Annotated in this window: 13 protein-coding genes; 10 read left to right on the top strand and 3 right to left on the bottom strand. The window is 37.9% G+C overall.

The window, feature by feature from the left end:
• Positions 1 to 9 precede the first annotated feature (9 nt).
• Both ACSV5T_RS06230 and ACSV5T_RS06235 read right to left on the bottom strand, forming a co-directional pair.
• Positions 10 to 1,257 (bottom strand): sodium/glutamate symporter, encoded by a 1,248-nt coding sequence (locus tag ACSV5T_RS06230; RefSeq protein ID WP_005387098.1) that lies wholly within the window; start codon positions 1,255 to 1,257, stop codon positions 10 to 12.
• Between the two features lie 475 nt (positions 1,258 to 1,732).
• The gene (locus tag ACSV5T_RS06235) at positions 1,733 to 3,328 is read right to left on the bottom strand and encodes a peptide chain release factor 3 (RefSeq protein ID WP_438320530.1); all 1,596 of its coding nucleotides are present in this window, start codon (positions 3,326 to 3,328) and stop codon (positions 1,733 to 1,735) included.
• 176 nt (positions 3,329 to 3,504) lie between these two features.
• Between ACSV5T_RS06235 and ACSV5T_RS06240 the strand changes: the two genes are divergently transcribed.
• Positions 3,505 to 5,814 (top strand): DNA topoisomerase 3, encoded by a 2,310-nt coding sequence (locus ACSV5T_RS06240; protein WP_438320531.1) that lies wholly within the window; start codon positions 3,505 to 3,507, stop codon positions 5,812 to 5,814.
• Positions 5,815 to 5,878: 64 nt separating this feature from the next.
• Here the strand turns inward: ACSV5T_RS06240 and ACSV5T_RS06245 are convergent, their stop codons facing one another.
• A complete protein-coding gene (locus ACSV5T_RS06245) occupies positions 5,879 to 7,177 on the bottom strand; it encodes a DEAD/DEAH box helicase (RefSeq protein ID WP_438320532.1) in 1,299 nt (432 codons plus the stop codon).
• Between the two features lie 543 nt (positions 7,178 to 7,720).
• Between ACSV5T_RS06245 and ACSV5T_RS06250 the strand changes: the two genes are divergently transcribed.
• From ACSV5T_RS06250 to scfA, 9 genes are all read left to right on the top strand, one after another.
• Positions 7,721 to 7,954 (top strand): FeoA family protein, encoded by a 234-nt coding sequence (locus ACSV5T_RS06250; RefSeq protein ID WP_004697076.1) that lies wholly within the window; start codon positions 7,721 to 7,723, stop codon positions 7,952 to 7,954.
• A gap of 9 nt (positions 7,955 to 7,963) precedes the next feature.
• Complete coding sequence (feoB, locus tag ACSV5T_RS06255) at positions 7,964 to 10,336, top strand: ferrous iron transport protein B (RefSeq protein WP_438320534.1); 2,373 nt, start codon at positions 7,964 to 7,966, stop codon at positions 10,334 to 10,336.
• A gap of 231 nt (positions 10,337 to 10,567) precedes the next feature.
• Positions 10,568 to 10,774: a FeoB-associated Cys-rich membrane protein gene (locus ACSV5T_RS06260; RefSeq protein ID WP_257846679.1), complete on the top strand. Its 207-nt coding sequence runs from the start codon at positions 10,568 to 10,570 to the stop codon at positions 10,772 to 10,774.
• A 107-nt stretch (positions 10,775 to 10,881) separates the two neighbouring features.
• Complete coding sequence (locus ACSV5T_RS06265) at positions 10,882 to 11,142, top strand: DUF6110 family protein (RefSeq protein WP_004697111.1); 261 nt, start codon at positions 10,882 to 10,884, stop codon at positions 11,140 to 11,142.
• Between the two features lie 16 nt (positions 11,143 to 11,158).
• On the top strand, positions 11,159 to 13,297 hold the full coding sequence (locus ACSV5T_RS06270) for a heavy metal translocating P-type ATPase (RefSeq protein WP_438320535.1): 2,139 nt from the start codon (positions 11,159 to 11,161) through the stop codon (positions 13,295 to 13,297).
• Positions 13,298 to 13,412: 115 nt separating this feature from the next.
• A complete protein-coding gene (locus ACSV5T_RS06275) occupies positions 13,413 to 13,817 on the top strand; it encodes a hypothetical protein (protein ID WP_438320536.1) in 405 nt (134 codons plus the stop codon).
• A complete protein-coding gene (locus tag ACSV5T_RS06280; protein WP_438320537.1) occupies positions 13,810 to 14,652 on the top strand; it encodes a hypothetical protein in 843 nt (280 codons plus the stop codon). Before ACSV5T_RS06275 ends, ACSV5T_RS06280 begins: the two co-directional genes overlap by 8 nt.
• A gap of 49 nt (positions 14,653 to 14,701) precedes the next feature.
• Positions 14,702 to 15,502, top strand: a complete 801-nt coding sequence (locus ACSV5T_RS06285) for an ECF transporter S component (protein ID WP_438320538.1) — start codon at positions 14,702 to 14,704, stop codon at positions 15,500 to 15,502.
• 67 nt (positions 15,503 to 15,569) lie between these two features.
• A complete protein-coding gene (scfA, locus tag ACSV5T_RS06290) occupies positions 15,570 to 15,713 on the top strand; it encodes a six-cysteine ranthipeptide SCIFF (RefSeq protein WP_004693318.1) in 144 nt (47 codons plus the stop codon).
• Positions 15,714 to 15,800 lie beyond the last annotated feature (87 nt).

Raw genomic sequence — 15,800 nt, forward strand, 5'->3', positions numbered from 1 at the left:
CCTTTTTATTTAGTAAAGAATGCCAGCCATTGTTGTAATTAGGAAAGCATTAGCAAAGTCGATTAAGAATGCACCTACCAAGGAAACTACAAGCCATGCACGAGGGGATGGACCATGTTTACTTGCTAAGGATAACATATTAACCAATGCATTTGGTGTAGCACCTAAGCCGAAGCCGATGGCACCAGAACCAAGCATAACTGCATCGTAGTTGCGACCAAATAGGAAGTAGATAAGGTATGCAAATACACAGATAAGTACCATTTGTGCAACTAAGATTGTAATAAGTGGTAAAGCAAGATCGATTAATTGAACTAGTTTCAAGCTATTGATAGCCATAGTTACGAATAGAGATAATGCTACATTGGATACTGCATCAAGAGCTGCATCGTTGATTTTGTAAGCTTTAGTGAAGTCACCGAAGTTACGGATTACAGCTGCACAAATCATTGCACCGATATATGCAGGTAGTGGAGTTAAGATAGACAAACCAGCACTTACGATAGTACCGATACCTAAAGCAAGGCCAATCCACATACAGATTGTTAAAAGGTCTTGGGAATTGAATTGTTTGCCACCACTTTCAACGTGATCTTCGATCATGTCGATGCCTTCATCTTCCATTAACTCAGGATTTTCATAAGGTGTTTTAACTTTGTGCATTTTGATAATGCGTTCACCTACAGGAGCACCGAGAATTGTACCTGCTACCATGCCGAATGTTGCGGCTGCAACCGCTGCGGATGCTGTACCAGGGATACCAAGCAATTGTTCATAATATGGACCGAAGGCGCCAGCTGTACCAAGACCACCAATCATGGATACGGAACCAGCCATAATACCGATGATTGGTTCAATACCTAAAGCTTTAGCAATCATAATACCTGCTGTATTTTGTACAACAATCCATACTGCACAAGCGAGGAAGAAGAAGATAATGAAGATACCGCCTTTTTTGAGGACTTTCAAAGAAGCCATCAAACCGATAGTGGTAAAGAAGGCAAGCATTAAGAATGTTTGTAGGGAACCTTCAAAGGTAATGTTCAAAATCTTGTAGTAAGAAAGAATAGCAGTTAAGAATGCGAATGGCAAAGCCCCTACAGCTGGTGCAGGCATACACATACGTTGTAAGAACTTGGAATGTTTGTTAATCCAAGTACCAATGAATAACGTGATTACAGCGAGGCCTACAGTTTGGATCATGGACAGTTTCAATGTCCATACATCGTTGACTAACGCTAAGTCAATAAGTGGCATAAAATCACTCCTTTAAAATAAAAAATAAAACTTATATTTTATGGTATCATGAATGGTCGAAAAAAACTATAGAATATATAAGGCATAATAATTATATATTATTTATTTTCAACACTCACAACAACAGTAAAACCATTAGGTTTTATATATCTATATTAGATATATATCTATTTATAATATATTTATATTATATACAAAAATACGAGAAAGTAATAGTATAAATCACTTCTCTACATAATCATACTATATGTATTCGACTAAATTCTGTGATTCTCCTGCCTATTATAAAAAAATAAACTGGAATATATTTCTAATTTTTATATATTGAGAAATATATTCCAGTTGTGATTATCTGAGGATTTATAGTGTGCTTAACTATTGAGGTTTGCAGTTAAGCCGCTGTCTGCTACATAGTACATCTCGCATTTAGAAGTGCGAAGTATAGATTTAGAAAGATAAGCTATAAATGCCAATACTATAGTTCGTGATGAAGTTTTGGGGTTGTTAAGAAAGTAACATCAGGATTACGCTCTTGAACCCAACCCATTTGCCATTCATTAGAGATAAGAACTACCGTACGATCGCGATTATCCTTAACAATCATCGCATTATCTACACCTTTTAAAGACGCAATATCTACTTCACCATCAATCCAACGAGCAACACTGTATGGCAATGTATTATTTAATAAATCAACACCATATTCATTTTTTAAACGGTATTCTAAAACTTCAAATTGAAGCATACCTACGGCACCAACTACGAAGGAGTCGAGGGCACCTGGTTGTTCAAAGATTTGAACTGCACCTTCTTGAGCCAATTGTGTCATGCCTTTTTGGAATTGCTTACGTTTCATAGTATCTTTTGGAGATACGCGGGCGAAGAATTCTGGTGGGAACACAGGGAAGTCACCAAATGTTACCTTGTGTTTTTGTGCACATAGTGTATCACCTACGCCCATTGTGCAAGCATCAAAGACACCGATAATATCACCAGGATATGCATCTTCTACGATGGTACGTTCGGTAGCCAAGAATTGTTGAGGCTGAGACAAGCGAATCGTTTTGTTAGATTGGCGATGCAATACGGACATACCCTTTTCGAATTTACCAGAGCAGATACGCATAAATACGATGCGGTCATGGTGATTAGGGTCCATATTCGCTTGAATTTTAAATACTAAAGCGGAGAAGTCTTCGCTCGTAGGTTGCACCATTTCTTCCACGGCTTGTCGTGGAGCAGGGGATGGAGCTAGTTCTAAGAATTTTTCTAAGAATGGTTTTACCCCAAAGTTAGTCATAGCAGAACCGAAGAACATAGGTGTTAATTCGCCTGCACGAACCTTATCAAAATCGAATGGATCGCCAGCAACGTCTAATAATTCAATATCATCAAGCAATGCTTGGTATACGTCATCACCTAATAATTCTTTCATACGAGGGTCAGTCAAAGCTCCTTTTTCAGAGGCTAACTTTTCTTGACCATGTGTTTCATCTTTTGCGAAAAGCTCGATGGTTTCATGCTCTCTATCGTATACGCCTTTGTACTCACCGTTTATACCAATTGGCCAGTTCATAGGGCATGTTCGAATGCCGAGAACATTTTCGATTTCTTCCATCAAGTCAAATGGGCTACGACCGAAATGGTCAATCTTGTTTACAAATGTAAAGATAGGAATACCGCGCTCTTTAGATACAGCAAATAGTTTTTTCGTTTGTGCTTCGACGCCTTTTGCTACGTCAATCAACATGACAGCACTGTCGGCAGCCATTAAGGTACGATATGTATCTTCAGAAAAGTCCTGGTGACCAGGGGTGTCTAGGATATTGACGCGACAACCATCATAGTCAAATTGCAACACAGAACTTGTTACGGAGATACCACGTTGCTTTTCGATTTCCATCCAGTCAGATACGGCGTGTTTTGCTGTTTTACGAGATTTAACGGACCCTGCTAAGTGGATAGCACCACCATATAAAAGTAATTTTTCTGTTAATGTAGTTTTACCCGCATCCGGGTGAGATATGATAGCAAACGTACGACGACGTTGCACTTCCTCTAAAAATGTCATAGTTCACCTCTATTGTTTCGTTTGTAAAAGCCTTGTCTCATTATATAACTTTCACATCATTCATATCTTTAAAATTATACATGATTTTGGTAGTTATGACCACTAAATTGTAGTATAATGAGATTTCAAAGAGCGGCTTAGGGGAATAGCCGTTATTTTATGTTAAGGAGGGGACCATGCGGTTATTTATTGCGGAAAAGCCATCCATGGCTCGCGAAATTAGTAAATGCTTGCTGGAAAATAAGAATATCCAAAAACGGAATGGCTACTTTGTCCAAGGTGATGATGTGGTGACATGGGTTGTAGGTCACGTATTACATCAAGCAGAACCTGGTGATTACGATGATAAATATGTTCGCTGGCGCCCTCAAGATTTACCTATTGTGCCGGATGAGTGGAAATTACTGGTTACGGATAGTAGTCGTCAACAGTTTGAAACGGTGAAAGACCTTATCGGTAAAGCTGATATTATCGTTAACGCCGGTGACCCGGATAGGGAAGGGCAATTGTTAGTTGATGAGGTTTTATATTATGTAGGAAATACAAAACCTGTACAGCGTATTTTGTTAAATGCATTGGACGAAAAATCTGTTCGTGCAGCTCTTAATGATTTGCGTAATAATAAAGACTTTCACAATTTATATCAATCTGCATTGGCTAGAGCGCGTGCAGACTGGCTTATTGGAATGAACCTATCTCGGGCATATACCTTATCTGAACGATATAAAGGTAATAAGGTAACATTACCTATAGGTCGTGTTAAGACTCCAACGTTAGCATTAGTAGTTCGTAGAGAACGAGAACTAGCCGCATTTAAACCGGTCGATTATTTCACACTAAAGGTTTTATATAACCATCCAAATGGTGTGTTCTGGGCTACGTGGCAGCCTACAGACGAACAAAAGGGGCTTGACCCAGATGGACGTCTTATTAATAAAGCCATAGCCGATGAATTAGTAGAGCGCTTACAGGCGGGGTCAGATGGAGTTATTAAAGCTGTTACAAAATCTAAAAAGAAAGATGTACAGCGTTTACCATTGTCTCTATCATCTTTGCAGGTATTAGCTGGTAAAGCTTTTTCCTATGATCCGCAAACTGTACTTGATACAGCACAGAAACTATATGAAAAGAAATTGACTACATACCCTCGTTCTGATTGTGAATATTTACCACCAAATCAATATGGTGACCGCAATGCAATTCTCAATAATTTACAGAATGCAGGAGATGAAAGACTAGCACAGTGGGCTACTGATGCAGACCGCTCCATTAAGAGCCGCGCTTGGAATGAAAAGAAGATTACAGCCCATCATGCTATAATTCCTACGACCGTAGCTTGTAATATAAATAGTTTGTCCCGTGAGGAACGCAATATTTACTTCCTCATTAGTCAGGCCTATATTGCTCAGTTTTATGGCGAACATATTTATGAGCAAACTAAAATCGTCGTGGAGCAATGCAAAGAAGAGTTTGTTGCCAATGGCCGTGTAGTTATAGACGAAGGATGGAAATTACTTTATAAACGACAAAAGTCTAAATCTGTGACAGATAATGATGAACCTGATTTAACTGATGAACGTGGTGCAGAAACAGACTCTAAAAAAGAGGCTATTGAAGAAACAGATCATTTGCCTGCGGTTAAGAAAAATGATTCTGTGCTTTACACGGATTCCTCTGTAGAGGCGAAGCAAACTAAGCCGCCTTCTCGCTTTACACCGTCTACGTTGTTACAAGCGATGAAGGAAATTCACAAGTTTGTAAAAAATGAAGACTTGAAAAAGCAATTAAAGGCTGTATCTGGTATAGGTACAGAGGCGACTCGTGCCAATATTATTGACGAACTTATCAGTCGTGGCTTTATGAAAACATCTGGTAAGAAGCAAGTTCTATCACCTACGGAAACGGGCTACCTTTTAGTAGATGCTTTGCCTGATGAATTGTTATATCCTGATGAAACGGCTGTATGGGAAGAACGTTTGGCCCTCATGAGCGAAGGGGAGGATACCTTAGATTCCTTCTTGTCTGATCAAGTTAAGTTTTTACAGTTGTTGATTGATAAGCTTGGCTTTGATAAACAGGTAAATTCTGGTCAAATGATGCCCAATGTAGTTCGCACTATAACGAATCAAAACCGGAAACGTCCGATGGATAATTCTGATGTAGATCTATCTTCTTTGCCGGTCTGTCCTAAGTGTAATAAGGGCAGAATGCAACAGCGTAATGGTAAATTTGGTGCTTTTTTAGGCTGTACTAATTATCCTGCTTGTAAACATACACAACCGGTTGAGGGTGATGTTTCAAAGGGTGAAAGTAATATCATTGTAGCTGACGAAGATAAACAATATAAATGTCCACGATGTAAAGAAGGGTATTTTGTTAAGCAAGAGGCGAGAGGACGTATTAACTGGGTTTGCAGTAATCGATCTCAATGCAAGACACAATGCTCCGATGTGAATGGAGTGCCAAGCATTTATGCTAATAAATAATAAGATGTATATTAGTTAAGAACATAAAAAGACGCGTACAGATGTTCTGTACGCGTCTTTAATTTTATTTGCGTTTACCACGACGTCCAGTTTGAGACGTAGAAGTGCGGCGTTGGCGTGTATTAGCACCTTTGTGGCCACGAGCTTTATGAGCTTTAGCCTTTGTAGATTGATAGGAACTTGTAATCTTAGGTTTGCCAGATACTTTTGCACGTTTAGGTGCCGCACTTGCATTACCTTTAGTCTTAATTTGTCCATCTTTAGTGTATTTAGTAAGCGTTGCTTGGATGGCGCGCTCAATACGACGTAACCAAGATTCATCTTGCGGTGTAGCAAATGTAACAGCTACACCAGAGTTGCCTGCACGACCAGTACGGCCAATACGGTGGATATAGTAATCTACGTCGCGTGGTACGTCGTAGTTATAAACATGTGTAATGCCTTCGATGTCAATGCCGCGAGCCGCAATATCTGTAGCTACTAAGATTTGTGTTTTAGCTTTTGCGAAATCACGTAATATTTGAGTGCGTCGACCTTGTGTCAAATCGCCATGCATTTCAGCAATATTTAGGCCTGCTGCAGTTAACTCATAGGATAAGCGAACAGCACCTTCACGCTTATTACAGAACACAATTGCTAAGAATGGGTTGTCTTCTTCGATCATTTTGATGAGACGTTGCGTTTTTTCTTCTGGGTTCATCATGTATACGCGTTGATCGATAGATTCAAGTGTTACATGTTTACCCTCAGCTGTTACAGAAGCCGGTTTAGACATATACGCTTTTGCAAGGTTTCTAATCTTATCTGGGATTGTTGCAGAGAATAGTAAAAGTTGTCTATTAGCATCTGTTTGGCTGATGAGATTTTCAATATCCGGTAAGAACCCCATGTGGAGCATTTGATCGGCTTCATCGAGTACGACACGACGAATACAATCTAGGTGAAGTGAACCACGCTTAGCATGATCTAATAGACGGCCAGGCGTACCTAAGATAACTTGAGGGCGACGTCCTAATTGTTGTAGCTGTGCTTCAATCGTTTTGCCACCGATAAGAGGGAGGATGTCCACATTTAAAATGGTACCTATTTCTTTTGCTTCGTCAGAAATTTGTTTTACTAGTTCTCGCGTAGGTGCAATGATAAGTACTTGTTCTTGATGCACATCTGTGTGAACCCGTTGAAGAATAGGTAATAAGAAGGCTAATGTTTTGCCTGTACCTGTTTGAGCTTTTGCTATGATATCATTCCCTTTGAAAACTATAGGAATGGCTTGTTCTTGAATTGGAGTGGGCTCCTTGATACCTTGTTTTTGAAGGGCTTGAATGAGTTCATCACAAACGCCTAAAGATTTAAAAGATTTCATGGATCGTCCTTTCTATAATACATATTATATTAATTATACCTTATGCATATAGTAGGGGCAAATAAAATGAATTGTTATTTATAGCGATTATTATTAGATGGGAAATTAGGTTGCCATAAAGAATGTGTATGTTGGTCTATTTAAATGATAATATATTGAAAAATAACGAAATGCATGTATATTTATGAGAATAAAAAACATTAAAGTATTCATGTTTAAATAAAAATTTAATATTTAATTGAGAATGATTAAATTATTAATAATGATAATCTTAGTAGTGCTTCTTATTTGGTGAAGCAATTATGATTTATATTGGTTCATAAAAAGCTATACCCTACAGGGTTTATTTTGATTAATGATAAAATAATTCTCATATTTAATATGAGAAAAAAATATATATATGAGATAGAAAATTACCATAAAAATGATAATAATTGTTGAAATTAATGATTTCTTTGATATAATAATTTAAGATATTAATACGCATTATTATTTGGTGTGTTTAATATGAGGTTGTTAGGTACAATAATTAGGAGGTGTCGTATGGCTATCAAAAAGTTAAAAGACATGAAACCAGGTGAGTCTGGTCTTATTGTTGCACTACATGGCAGTGGCAATGTTAAGCATCGTCTAATTGACATGGGTCTTGTAAATGGTACAAAAATCCATGTTATGAAGTTTGCCCCTTTGGGTGATCCAGTGGAAATCAAGGTAAAAAACTTTGAATTAGCACTTCGTACAAGCGAAGCTGGCATGATTGATGTAGAGGTTCAATAGGAGGTTCACATGGCAGAAAATGGGCAAATTCGCATTGCCTTAGCAGGTAACCCTAACTGTGGTAAAACTACAATGTTTAACAATATCACAGGGGCGAAGCAACACGTTGGTAACTATGCCGGCGTTACAGTAGAAAAAAAGGAAGGCCATACGAACTTTGATGGCCATGAGTTATTGTTTATTGACTTACCAGGTACATATAGCTTAACTGCACGTTCCTTGGATGAGTTAGTAGCGCGTAATGTTATCGTAAATGATAACCCAGATGTAATCGTTAATGTTCTTGATGCATCTAACTTGGAACGTAACTTATATTTAGCTGCACAATTATTGGAACTTGAAAAGCCAATGGTTATTGCTCTAAACATGGCTGACGTTGCTGAAGAAATGGGCATCAAATACGACCTAAAAAAAATGGCAGAAATGACAGGGGCTACAATTGTTAGCACAGTAGGTCGTACAAACATTGGTACAAAAGACTTGTTAGAAGCAACAATTAGTGTAGCTGCTTCTCAAAAAGCTCCTGGTGTAACAATTAACTATGGTGATTTGTTAGAAGGTAAAATTAGTGAGCTTGTAGAATTGCTAAAACAAGCGGGCACTGTTACATATCCACTTCGTTGGATTGCTGTTAAGTTGTTAGAAAAAGATGCTGACGTTATTGGCAAAGTTATGCGCTTTGATAATACGGAAGCTGTTATTCAAAAGGCTGAAGCTATTCGTGAAGAAATTAAGGATCAAGTTGATCTTGATATTGTCTTCCAAGAATATCGTCACCGCTTTGCAGTAGAAGTATATAATACATGTTTAACACAAGCGCCAACTCAATTGGAAACACGCTCTGACCGTTATGACAAAATCTTAACGCATCGAATTTGGGGCTTACCAATCTTCATGGTTGTTATGTACTTATTGTTTGCGTTCGTTAACTTCGTTGGTGGTATTCCTCAAGGTTGGATCGAGGATGGTTTCGCTGCATTACAAGCTTATGCGGTTCAGACTATTCCAGAGGGCCAATTACAGTCACTCGTATCTGATGGTATTATTGCCGGCGTAGGTGCGGTACTTTCATTCTTACCATTAATTTTATTACTCTTCCTTGGCATTTCTTTCTTGGAAGATACTGGTTACATGGCTCGTGCAGCCTTCGTTATTGACCGTGTAATGCGCGCTTGTGGTTTGCATGGTAAATCCTTTATTCCGTTGCTTTTAGGTTTCGGTTGTTCCGTACCATCTGTAATGGGCGCTCGTATCCTTGATAACTATAAGGATCGAATGGTTACAATCTTGATTACACCATTCATGAGCTGTTCTGCTCGTTTACCGGTATATATCTTATTTGCAAATGCATTTTTCCCAAATGGTTGGGATAGTACATTTGTTGTATTTTCTGTATATTTCTTGGGCATTATTTTCGGTATTATCTTTGCAAAGATCTTCCGTAAGTTCTTATTTGCAGGTGAAGCTGAACCATTTGTAATGGAACTACCTCCATATCATTTACCTACATTGAAAGCTACTTGGATGCACATGTACGAACGTGCTAAATTGTACATCATTAAAGCTGGTACATTCATCATGGCCGCATCTATCTTGATTTGGTTCCTTACTGCGTACCCAATGGATGTAGAATACTCTAAAGACTATGATGCAATGAAAGAACAAGTTGCTCAAGAGTATGAAGTAAAAGATGCAGCTACATTATCTCAATTCGGTATTGCTACAGATGACCAAAAAGATGCAGTTGATAAAATTGTTGAAGATATGAAATCTACTGTACAAGATGCTACTGATGCTGCTAAGCAAGCAGGAGAAGATGAACCTGAAGTAGCAGTAGAGGATGATTCTGAAGCACCTGAATTATTCAATGATATTAAAGATGAAAATAAAGACTTGTTCCCAGCAGCATGGGCAATGTATAAAAACAGTGCTAACTTAGATGCTGAAAATGACAAACTTGATAAAGAACAAGCTGCTGAAAAAATTGAACAATCCTATGCAGCATCCTTTGGTAAAGCTATCAACCCAGTGCTAGAACCATTGGGCTTTGATTGGAAAATGGGCCTATCATTAGTAGCTGGTTTGGCGGCTAAAGAGGTTGTTATCTCAACGTTAGGTACTGTCTATGCTGTTGGTGGTGATGATCAAAATCCAGCACCGTTGACTGAGTACCTACAAAACGACTCTCACTTTACACCATTAATTGGTTTGACAATGATGTTGTTTATCTTAATTTACCCACCTTGTTTGGCAACATTAGCTGTTATCAAACGTGAAACAGGTTCCTGGAAATGGGTTGCTTTCATGTTCTTCTATGAAAACACATTTGCTTGGATTGCATGTTTCATCTTCTATAACATAGGTCGCGCATTAGGTTTCTAATCTAAAATCGCTAAATAGGAGAGTTTAGCCACTTTTAGATTCTTTAAACAAAAATGAATTTAAAAATTGCGATTTTGTTATAAGTAATTTAAAAATAATACTTGATAATTATCAATATTCGTGGTTAAATGATAATGAGAAAAGGGAAATATCCTTTAGATATTGCTTTTATCTTGTTTATCACTAATACACATATTATAATTTAGTAGATATTGAGAAAGAGGCATAATAATGGATAATCTTGTTATAGGACTCATAGTTGTATTAGCATTAGCTTATATCGGTAATAAATTTTACAAACAAATGTCTGGTAAAGGTGGCTGCGGCTGTGGTGGCGGTGGCTCCAAGTCTGGCTCTAAAAAATCTTCTGGTTGCGGTGGTAACTGCAGCTGTGATGGTTCCAATAAAGCACTAGGCATTAAACGTACTGCTAAGTAAGCTAATACGAATTCTGAATTTGAATGAGGAGTCTCTATAATAGGCTCCACTTTTCAAATATAGTAAGTAAATTTTTTATATATTTATTAGTAGAAAGGGATATTATCATGTTCAACATCGATCAAAAAAATCTTAAAAACGCTAACTTATTCGCAGCAGGTCTTGCATTGGGTACTGTAGGTCTTAAAGTTTTAACTTCTAAAGACGCTAAAAAAGTATATGCTGGTATCGTAGCAGCTGGCCTTCGCGCTAAAGAAACTGTATTAGAAACAGCTGAAAAAGTACAAGCATCCGCATCTGACGTATTGGCAGAAGCTCAAGAAATCAACGAAGCACGCAACGAAGAAATCTTTGAAGAAAACAAATAATTAGAGGATTGCACATATGTTACAATTTTCTGTAGTAAAAAAACTCAGAAATCGCTTGCACGTTAAGGTTACAGGTCATCATTTTACAGAAGCTGAAGCAGCTTATGTAGAGGATACATTACTCCTTAACGATGCAATTGTAGATGTAACCTTCTACACTCGCAGCAGTCAAGTTGCCATTAAACATACTGGTGATATTGACGCTGTGCGTGAAGCAGTGCTAGGTCTACGCGATTTAGACTTGTCCGAAGCACCTGCTTTGAACGAATATTCTCCACGCTTGGTAAATAAAAAATACCGTGAAATGATGATCAATCGCACTGCAGTTTATTTAGGTAAAAAAGCAGTGTTGCCTGCACCAATTGCAGCTGCATGGGCATGGTTTGATGGTATTAAATTTATCGGCAAAGCCATTAAAACATTGTGGCAACGTAAGTTAACTGTAGAAGTACTTGATGGTGTAGCTATTGGTGCTGCATTACTTCAAAAGGATTACCCTACAGCTGGCGCTGTTATGTACCTATTAGGTATTGGTGATATCTTAGAAGAATGGACTCACCGTAAATCCGTATTAAATCTCGCTCAAAGCATGTCCTTGAACGTAGATAAAGTATGGGTTTTAGTTGATGACATTGAAGTGAGCAAGCCAGTTAACGAAGTTGTGGCAGGTGATAAAATCATTATTCGCCAAGGCGAAGTGATTCCATTGGATGGCGTCGTTATCGATGGTGTTGTTCTTGTTAATGAAAGCTCCATGACTGGTGAACCAGAAGCGGTTCGTCGCGATCAAGACAGTTCTGTATATGCAGGTACTGTTGTTGAAGACGGTAAAGCTATTGTAGAAGTACGTAGCACATCCAAAACATCTCGTTACGAAAAAATCGTTAACCTCATTGAAGAGTCTGAACAAATGAAATCCGGTATGGAACAACAAGCATACCGCATGGCTGATAAATTAGTTCCAATAAGCTTTATTGGTGCTGGTTTAACATACTTGTTGACTCGTAATGTAATGAAAGCATTGTCTTTCGTAATGGTTGACTTCTCTTGTGCTCTTAAATTATCCATTCCATTAGCAGTACTTTCCGCTATGCAAGAAGCATCTAAACGCGGTATCACTGTTAAAGGTGGTAAGTTCTTAGAACAAATTGCACAAGCAGATATGATTGTATTCGATAAAACAGGTACTCTTACAAAAGCAGAACCTGAGTTTGAACAAATCATCCCGTTCAACGGTCATGATGCAGATGAAATGTTGAAATTAGCTGCATGTATTGAGGAACATTTCCCTCATTCCATGGCAAAAGCAATTGTACGCGCTGCTAAGGATCATGACTTGCCTCACAAGGAAATGCACTCCGATGTAGAATACGTTGTAGCTCATGGTATTGCATCTAAAGTCGGTCGCTACCGTGTACGCATTGGTAGTGCTCACTACATCTTTGATGATGAAAAGACAAAAATTCCTGCAGATGAACAAGAAAAGTTCAATAATTTACCAAATTCATCTTCCCATATTTACCTCGCTATTGGAGGTACACTAGCAGCGGTTATTTGTATTAAAGACCCTGTTCGTGAGGAAGCAAAACAAGTTATAGCTGATTTACATAAATTGGGCATTAAAAAGGTTGTCATGATGACTGGCGACTCTAAACGTAATGCACAACGTGTAGCTGACGAACTCGGCATCGATGAATTGCATGCTGAAGTATTGCCAGAAGATAAAGCAGCTTATGTAAAACAAGCAAAAGCTGAAGGCTATACTGTTATGATGGTAGGGGATGGTATTAACGATTCCCCGGCAATTTCTGAAGCACATGTTGGTATCGCTATGAATGAAGGCGCGCCAATCGCTCAAAAAATTGCAAATGTTACTATTTCTTCCGATCATCTACAAGCTCTTGTAGATTTACGCCGTATTTCTATGGCATTGATGAAACGTATCAAAGCTAATTACAATGGTATCGTTGGTTTCAATGGTGCTCTTGTTGGTGGTGGCGTACTCGGTATTATGCCGCCAAGTCAAACAGCTTGGTTGCATAATCTATTCACATTGGGTATCGGCTTAGAAAGCATGACTCCATTGTTGAAAAAAGAAGAACCAAAGGATGCTGTTCCTACAATTGATGTAACAGCTGACTCTGTAGTAGCTTAATTAGAAACCTCCATATAAGGTATTCATTTACCTATATGGAGGTTTTTCTTTTTTGATGACATTTATCTATGATTATTGTAAAATACAAAGAGATTACATATCATAGGAGATCTTTATGAACACATTAATGGATATTTGTAAAAGATCCATGTACTTGAATCTGTTTATCGTAGTAATTCCTATTATTGCGTATATGATTCATAATGGATCGAGTGCGACGGTAGCACTTGTATGGTATTTGCTTTTATCCCTAATTATGCCTTGGGCATATTTATCATTTAAAAGTAGTACCTTTGGAGATGGTAAATCCATAAGCCGTATTGCCTATGTTGTAAGTTGGATTATAATCCACGGCATTAGCTATAAAGGTATTTTTCTCGGTGTAGATTTATCGATGTTATGGGGCTGGCCTACAGCAGGCCGAGATGTAGCTTTCTTAGTAGCTATGTATATTGGTGTCACTATTAGCTTGATCTTAGCGTATGGTCTTACTCGCTTAGTGGGAGGCCGTAATGAATAAGAGTTTCTGGTTATTTACTATTGTTTGCGCTTTATTTGTAAGTGCTGTAACAACAGTTCTTTCCTTGAGTGGAGCATTAGCGTTATCTATATTAGTATTCCCTGTATTGTCTCTTGTAATACCACTCATGGTGCGTAGACTTAAGAATGCTAAATTTAACGACGACCTACTATTGAGTATGGGCTATCATGCATATAGTTGGGCTTGGTGGACAGTATTTTCATTTCTTCATACGCCATTTAGCTTTACAACAGAGAATGGAATTGTAACAGCATTGCTTCTTTTCGTGGTGTATTTTATCGTTCAAGTACTCATTGAACTTTGTGGTCTGTTAGTAAATAAGTTTTTCAATCGAAATCATCGATGGGGCATGGTAGATGAAGCCCTTGATATAATCGGGTATACTATACCAATCCCATTTTTATATATTGGTTCGCTTCTGTATATTGATTTACAGGATCCGATGGTATACTTCATGTATGCATCATCAATGAATGTAAATATACTGTTTGCAGAATTTGTGTTGTTGCTTATATCTTTATTGGTATTTGTATTTTATTTATATCCAAGAGATATAGCATATAGAGGCATACGATTATTTCGCATTGTTTTAACCGCTGCTTTATGGCTTGCTATGAATGCCCATATTTTATACGGTGGTTATATTCCAGAATTTATTGTATCTCTAGTTCCCACCGTTTTCCCAACGTATCAAGGTAATCCGCTAGTGTTTGTTACTCCCACTTTATTAGAAGCTGGCATGACAGGTGTAGCAGTGATTATAGGCGCATTGGTAGAACGTGGTATAATTTCACGACGCCGTGAACGTATTTAATTTCTAGTTTCGACTTATATCCGTAAGGAATGAGAGCGAAGGAGGATCTATGAACAACATTGAACGTCCAGTGGATGATAACTCAACTGTATCAATCCAAGACAATGAAAAACTGAAGCAAGTTAAACGTAAAGAGACCAAAAAGCAGAAGAAGAGTGGCATTACGATTCGAGAATTAACAATTATTGGTCTATTAGCGGGGATTACTATTGCATTAGGTGTTTCTGGCTATGGTATTATTCCGTTAGGCCCGCTTAATGTAACTACCTTGCATGTACCGACACTTATTGGTGCTATCGTAGAGGGTCCTAAAGTGGGTGCTTTTGTAGGCTTCATCTTTGGTTGCTATAGCTTGTGGCAAAATATTACAGCACCTAATATTTTATCCCCTCTATTTATTAATCCAATTATTTCTGTGCTACCACGTATATTGTTCCCAGTATTAGCATATTTAGTATATTTACTATTATGGAAAGCACCGCAAGGTCCACGCATCATCGTATCTGCTTTCATGGGTACCGTATTCCATACAATTATGGTTATGGGGCTTATTTTCTTGCTTTACGCAGATATGTTTGCTGTTAAAATGAATCTTAGTCCAGATCAAGTATTAGGGTCTATTGTATTCTTATCTGTTACACATGGTATTCCAGAAGCAGTGTTTGCTGCTGTTATCGTAACACCAGTTGCAATGGCATTGAGAAAGGTATTACGTAAGGATACGCCAAAGAAATCAAAATCTGAGGATGTTACAACTACTACAGCAACAACAGGTGCAGCAAATACAAATAAATCTGCAACTGTAGAAGTAAATGAAACAAAACCTGTAGAAGAAAACATAACTAAATAGTATTTTACAGGCTTTTCATAAATATGATAAAATAAATATCATTCGATAAGTATTGAGGAGGATAACCATGGCTAAACGTATTCGTACTATCAACACTGAATCCTTACAAAAAACTGCTAAAACTGGCGGTTGTGGGGAATGTCAAACATCTTGCCAATCCGCTTGCAAAACAAGCTGCACAGTTGGTAACCAAGTTTGCAAACAAAAATAATAAAGAGGCTCGCTTAGCGGGCCTTTTTTATTTATGTTTTTAATACATACCTTGTATGGTATATCTTTATGACTCTTTTCATAACGT

The sequence above is a fragment of the Veillonella sp. ZSJB6 genome, assembly GCF_051549505.1.
In the GTDB taxonomy this organism is placed as follows: Bacteria; Bacillota; Negativicutes; order Veillonellales; family Veillonellaceae; genus Veillonella.

Bases quoted from the DNA above. Each gene is read 5' to 3' on its own strand.
- scfA (WP_004693318.1), top strand. From the start codon at position 15,570: ATGGCTAAACGTATTCGTACTATCAACACTGAATCCTTACAAAAAACT.
- ACSV5T_RS06240 (WP_438320531.1), top strand. From the start codon at position 3,505: ATGCGGTTATTTATTGCGGAAAAGCCATCCATGGCTCGCGAAATTAGT.
- ACSV5T_RS06260 (WP_257846679.1), top strand. From the start codon at position 10,568: ATGGATAATCTTGTTATAGGACTCATAGTTGTATTAGCATTAGCTTAT.
- ACSV5T_RS06245 (WP_438320532.1), bottom strand. From the start codon at position 7,177: ATGAAATCTTTTAAATCTTTAGGCGTTTGTGATGAACTCATTCAAGCC.
- ACSV5T_RS06265 (WP_004697111.1), top strand. From the start codon at position 10,882: ATGTTCAACATCGATCAAAAAAATCTTAAAAACGCTAACTTATTCGCA.
- ACSV5T_RS06275 (WP_438320536.1), top strand. From the start codon at position 13,413: ATGAACACATTAATGGATATTTGTAAAAGATCCATGTACTTGAATCTG.
- ACSV5T_RS06250 (WP_004697076.1), top strand. From the start codon at position 7,721: ATGGCTATCAAAAAGTTAAAAGACATGAAACCAGGTGAGTCTGGTCTT.
- ACSV5T_RS06280 (WP_438320537.1), top strand. From the start codon at position 13,810: ATGAATAAGAGTTTCTGGTTATTTACTATTGTTTGCGCTTTATTTGTA.
- ACSV5T_RS06235 (WP_438320530.1), bottom strand. From the start codon at position 3,328: ATGACATTTTTAGAGGAAGTGCAACGTCGTCGTACGTTTGCTATCATA.
- ACSV5T_RS06270 (WP_438320535.1), top strand. From the start codon at position 11,159: ATGTTACAATTTTCTGTAGTAAAAAAACTCAGAAATCGCTTGCACGTT.
- feoB (WP_438320534.1), top strand. From the start codon at position 7,964: ATGGCAGAAAATGGGCAAATTCGCATTGCCTTAGCAGGTAACCCTAAC.
- ACSV5T_RS06285 (WP_438320538.1), top strand. From the start codon at position 14,702: ATGAACAACATTGAACGTCCAGTGGATGATAACTCAACTGTATCAATC.
- ACSV5T_RS06230 (WP_005387098.1), bottom strand. From the start codon at position 1,257: ATGCCACTTATTGACTTAGCGTTAGTCAACGATGTATGGACATTGAAA.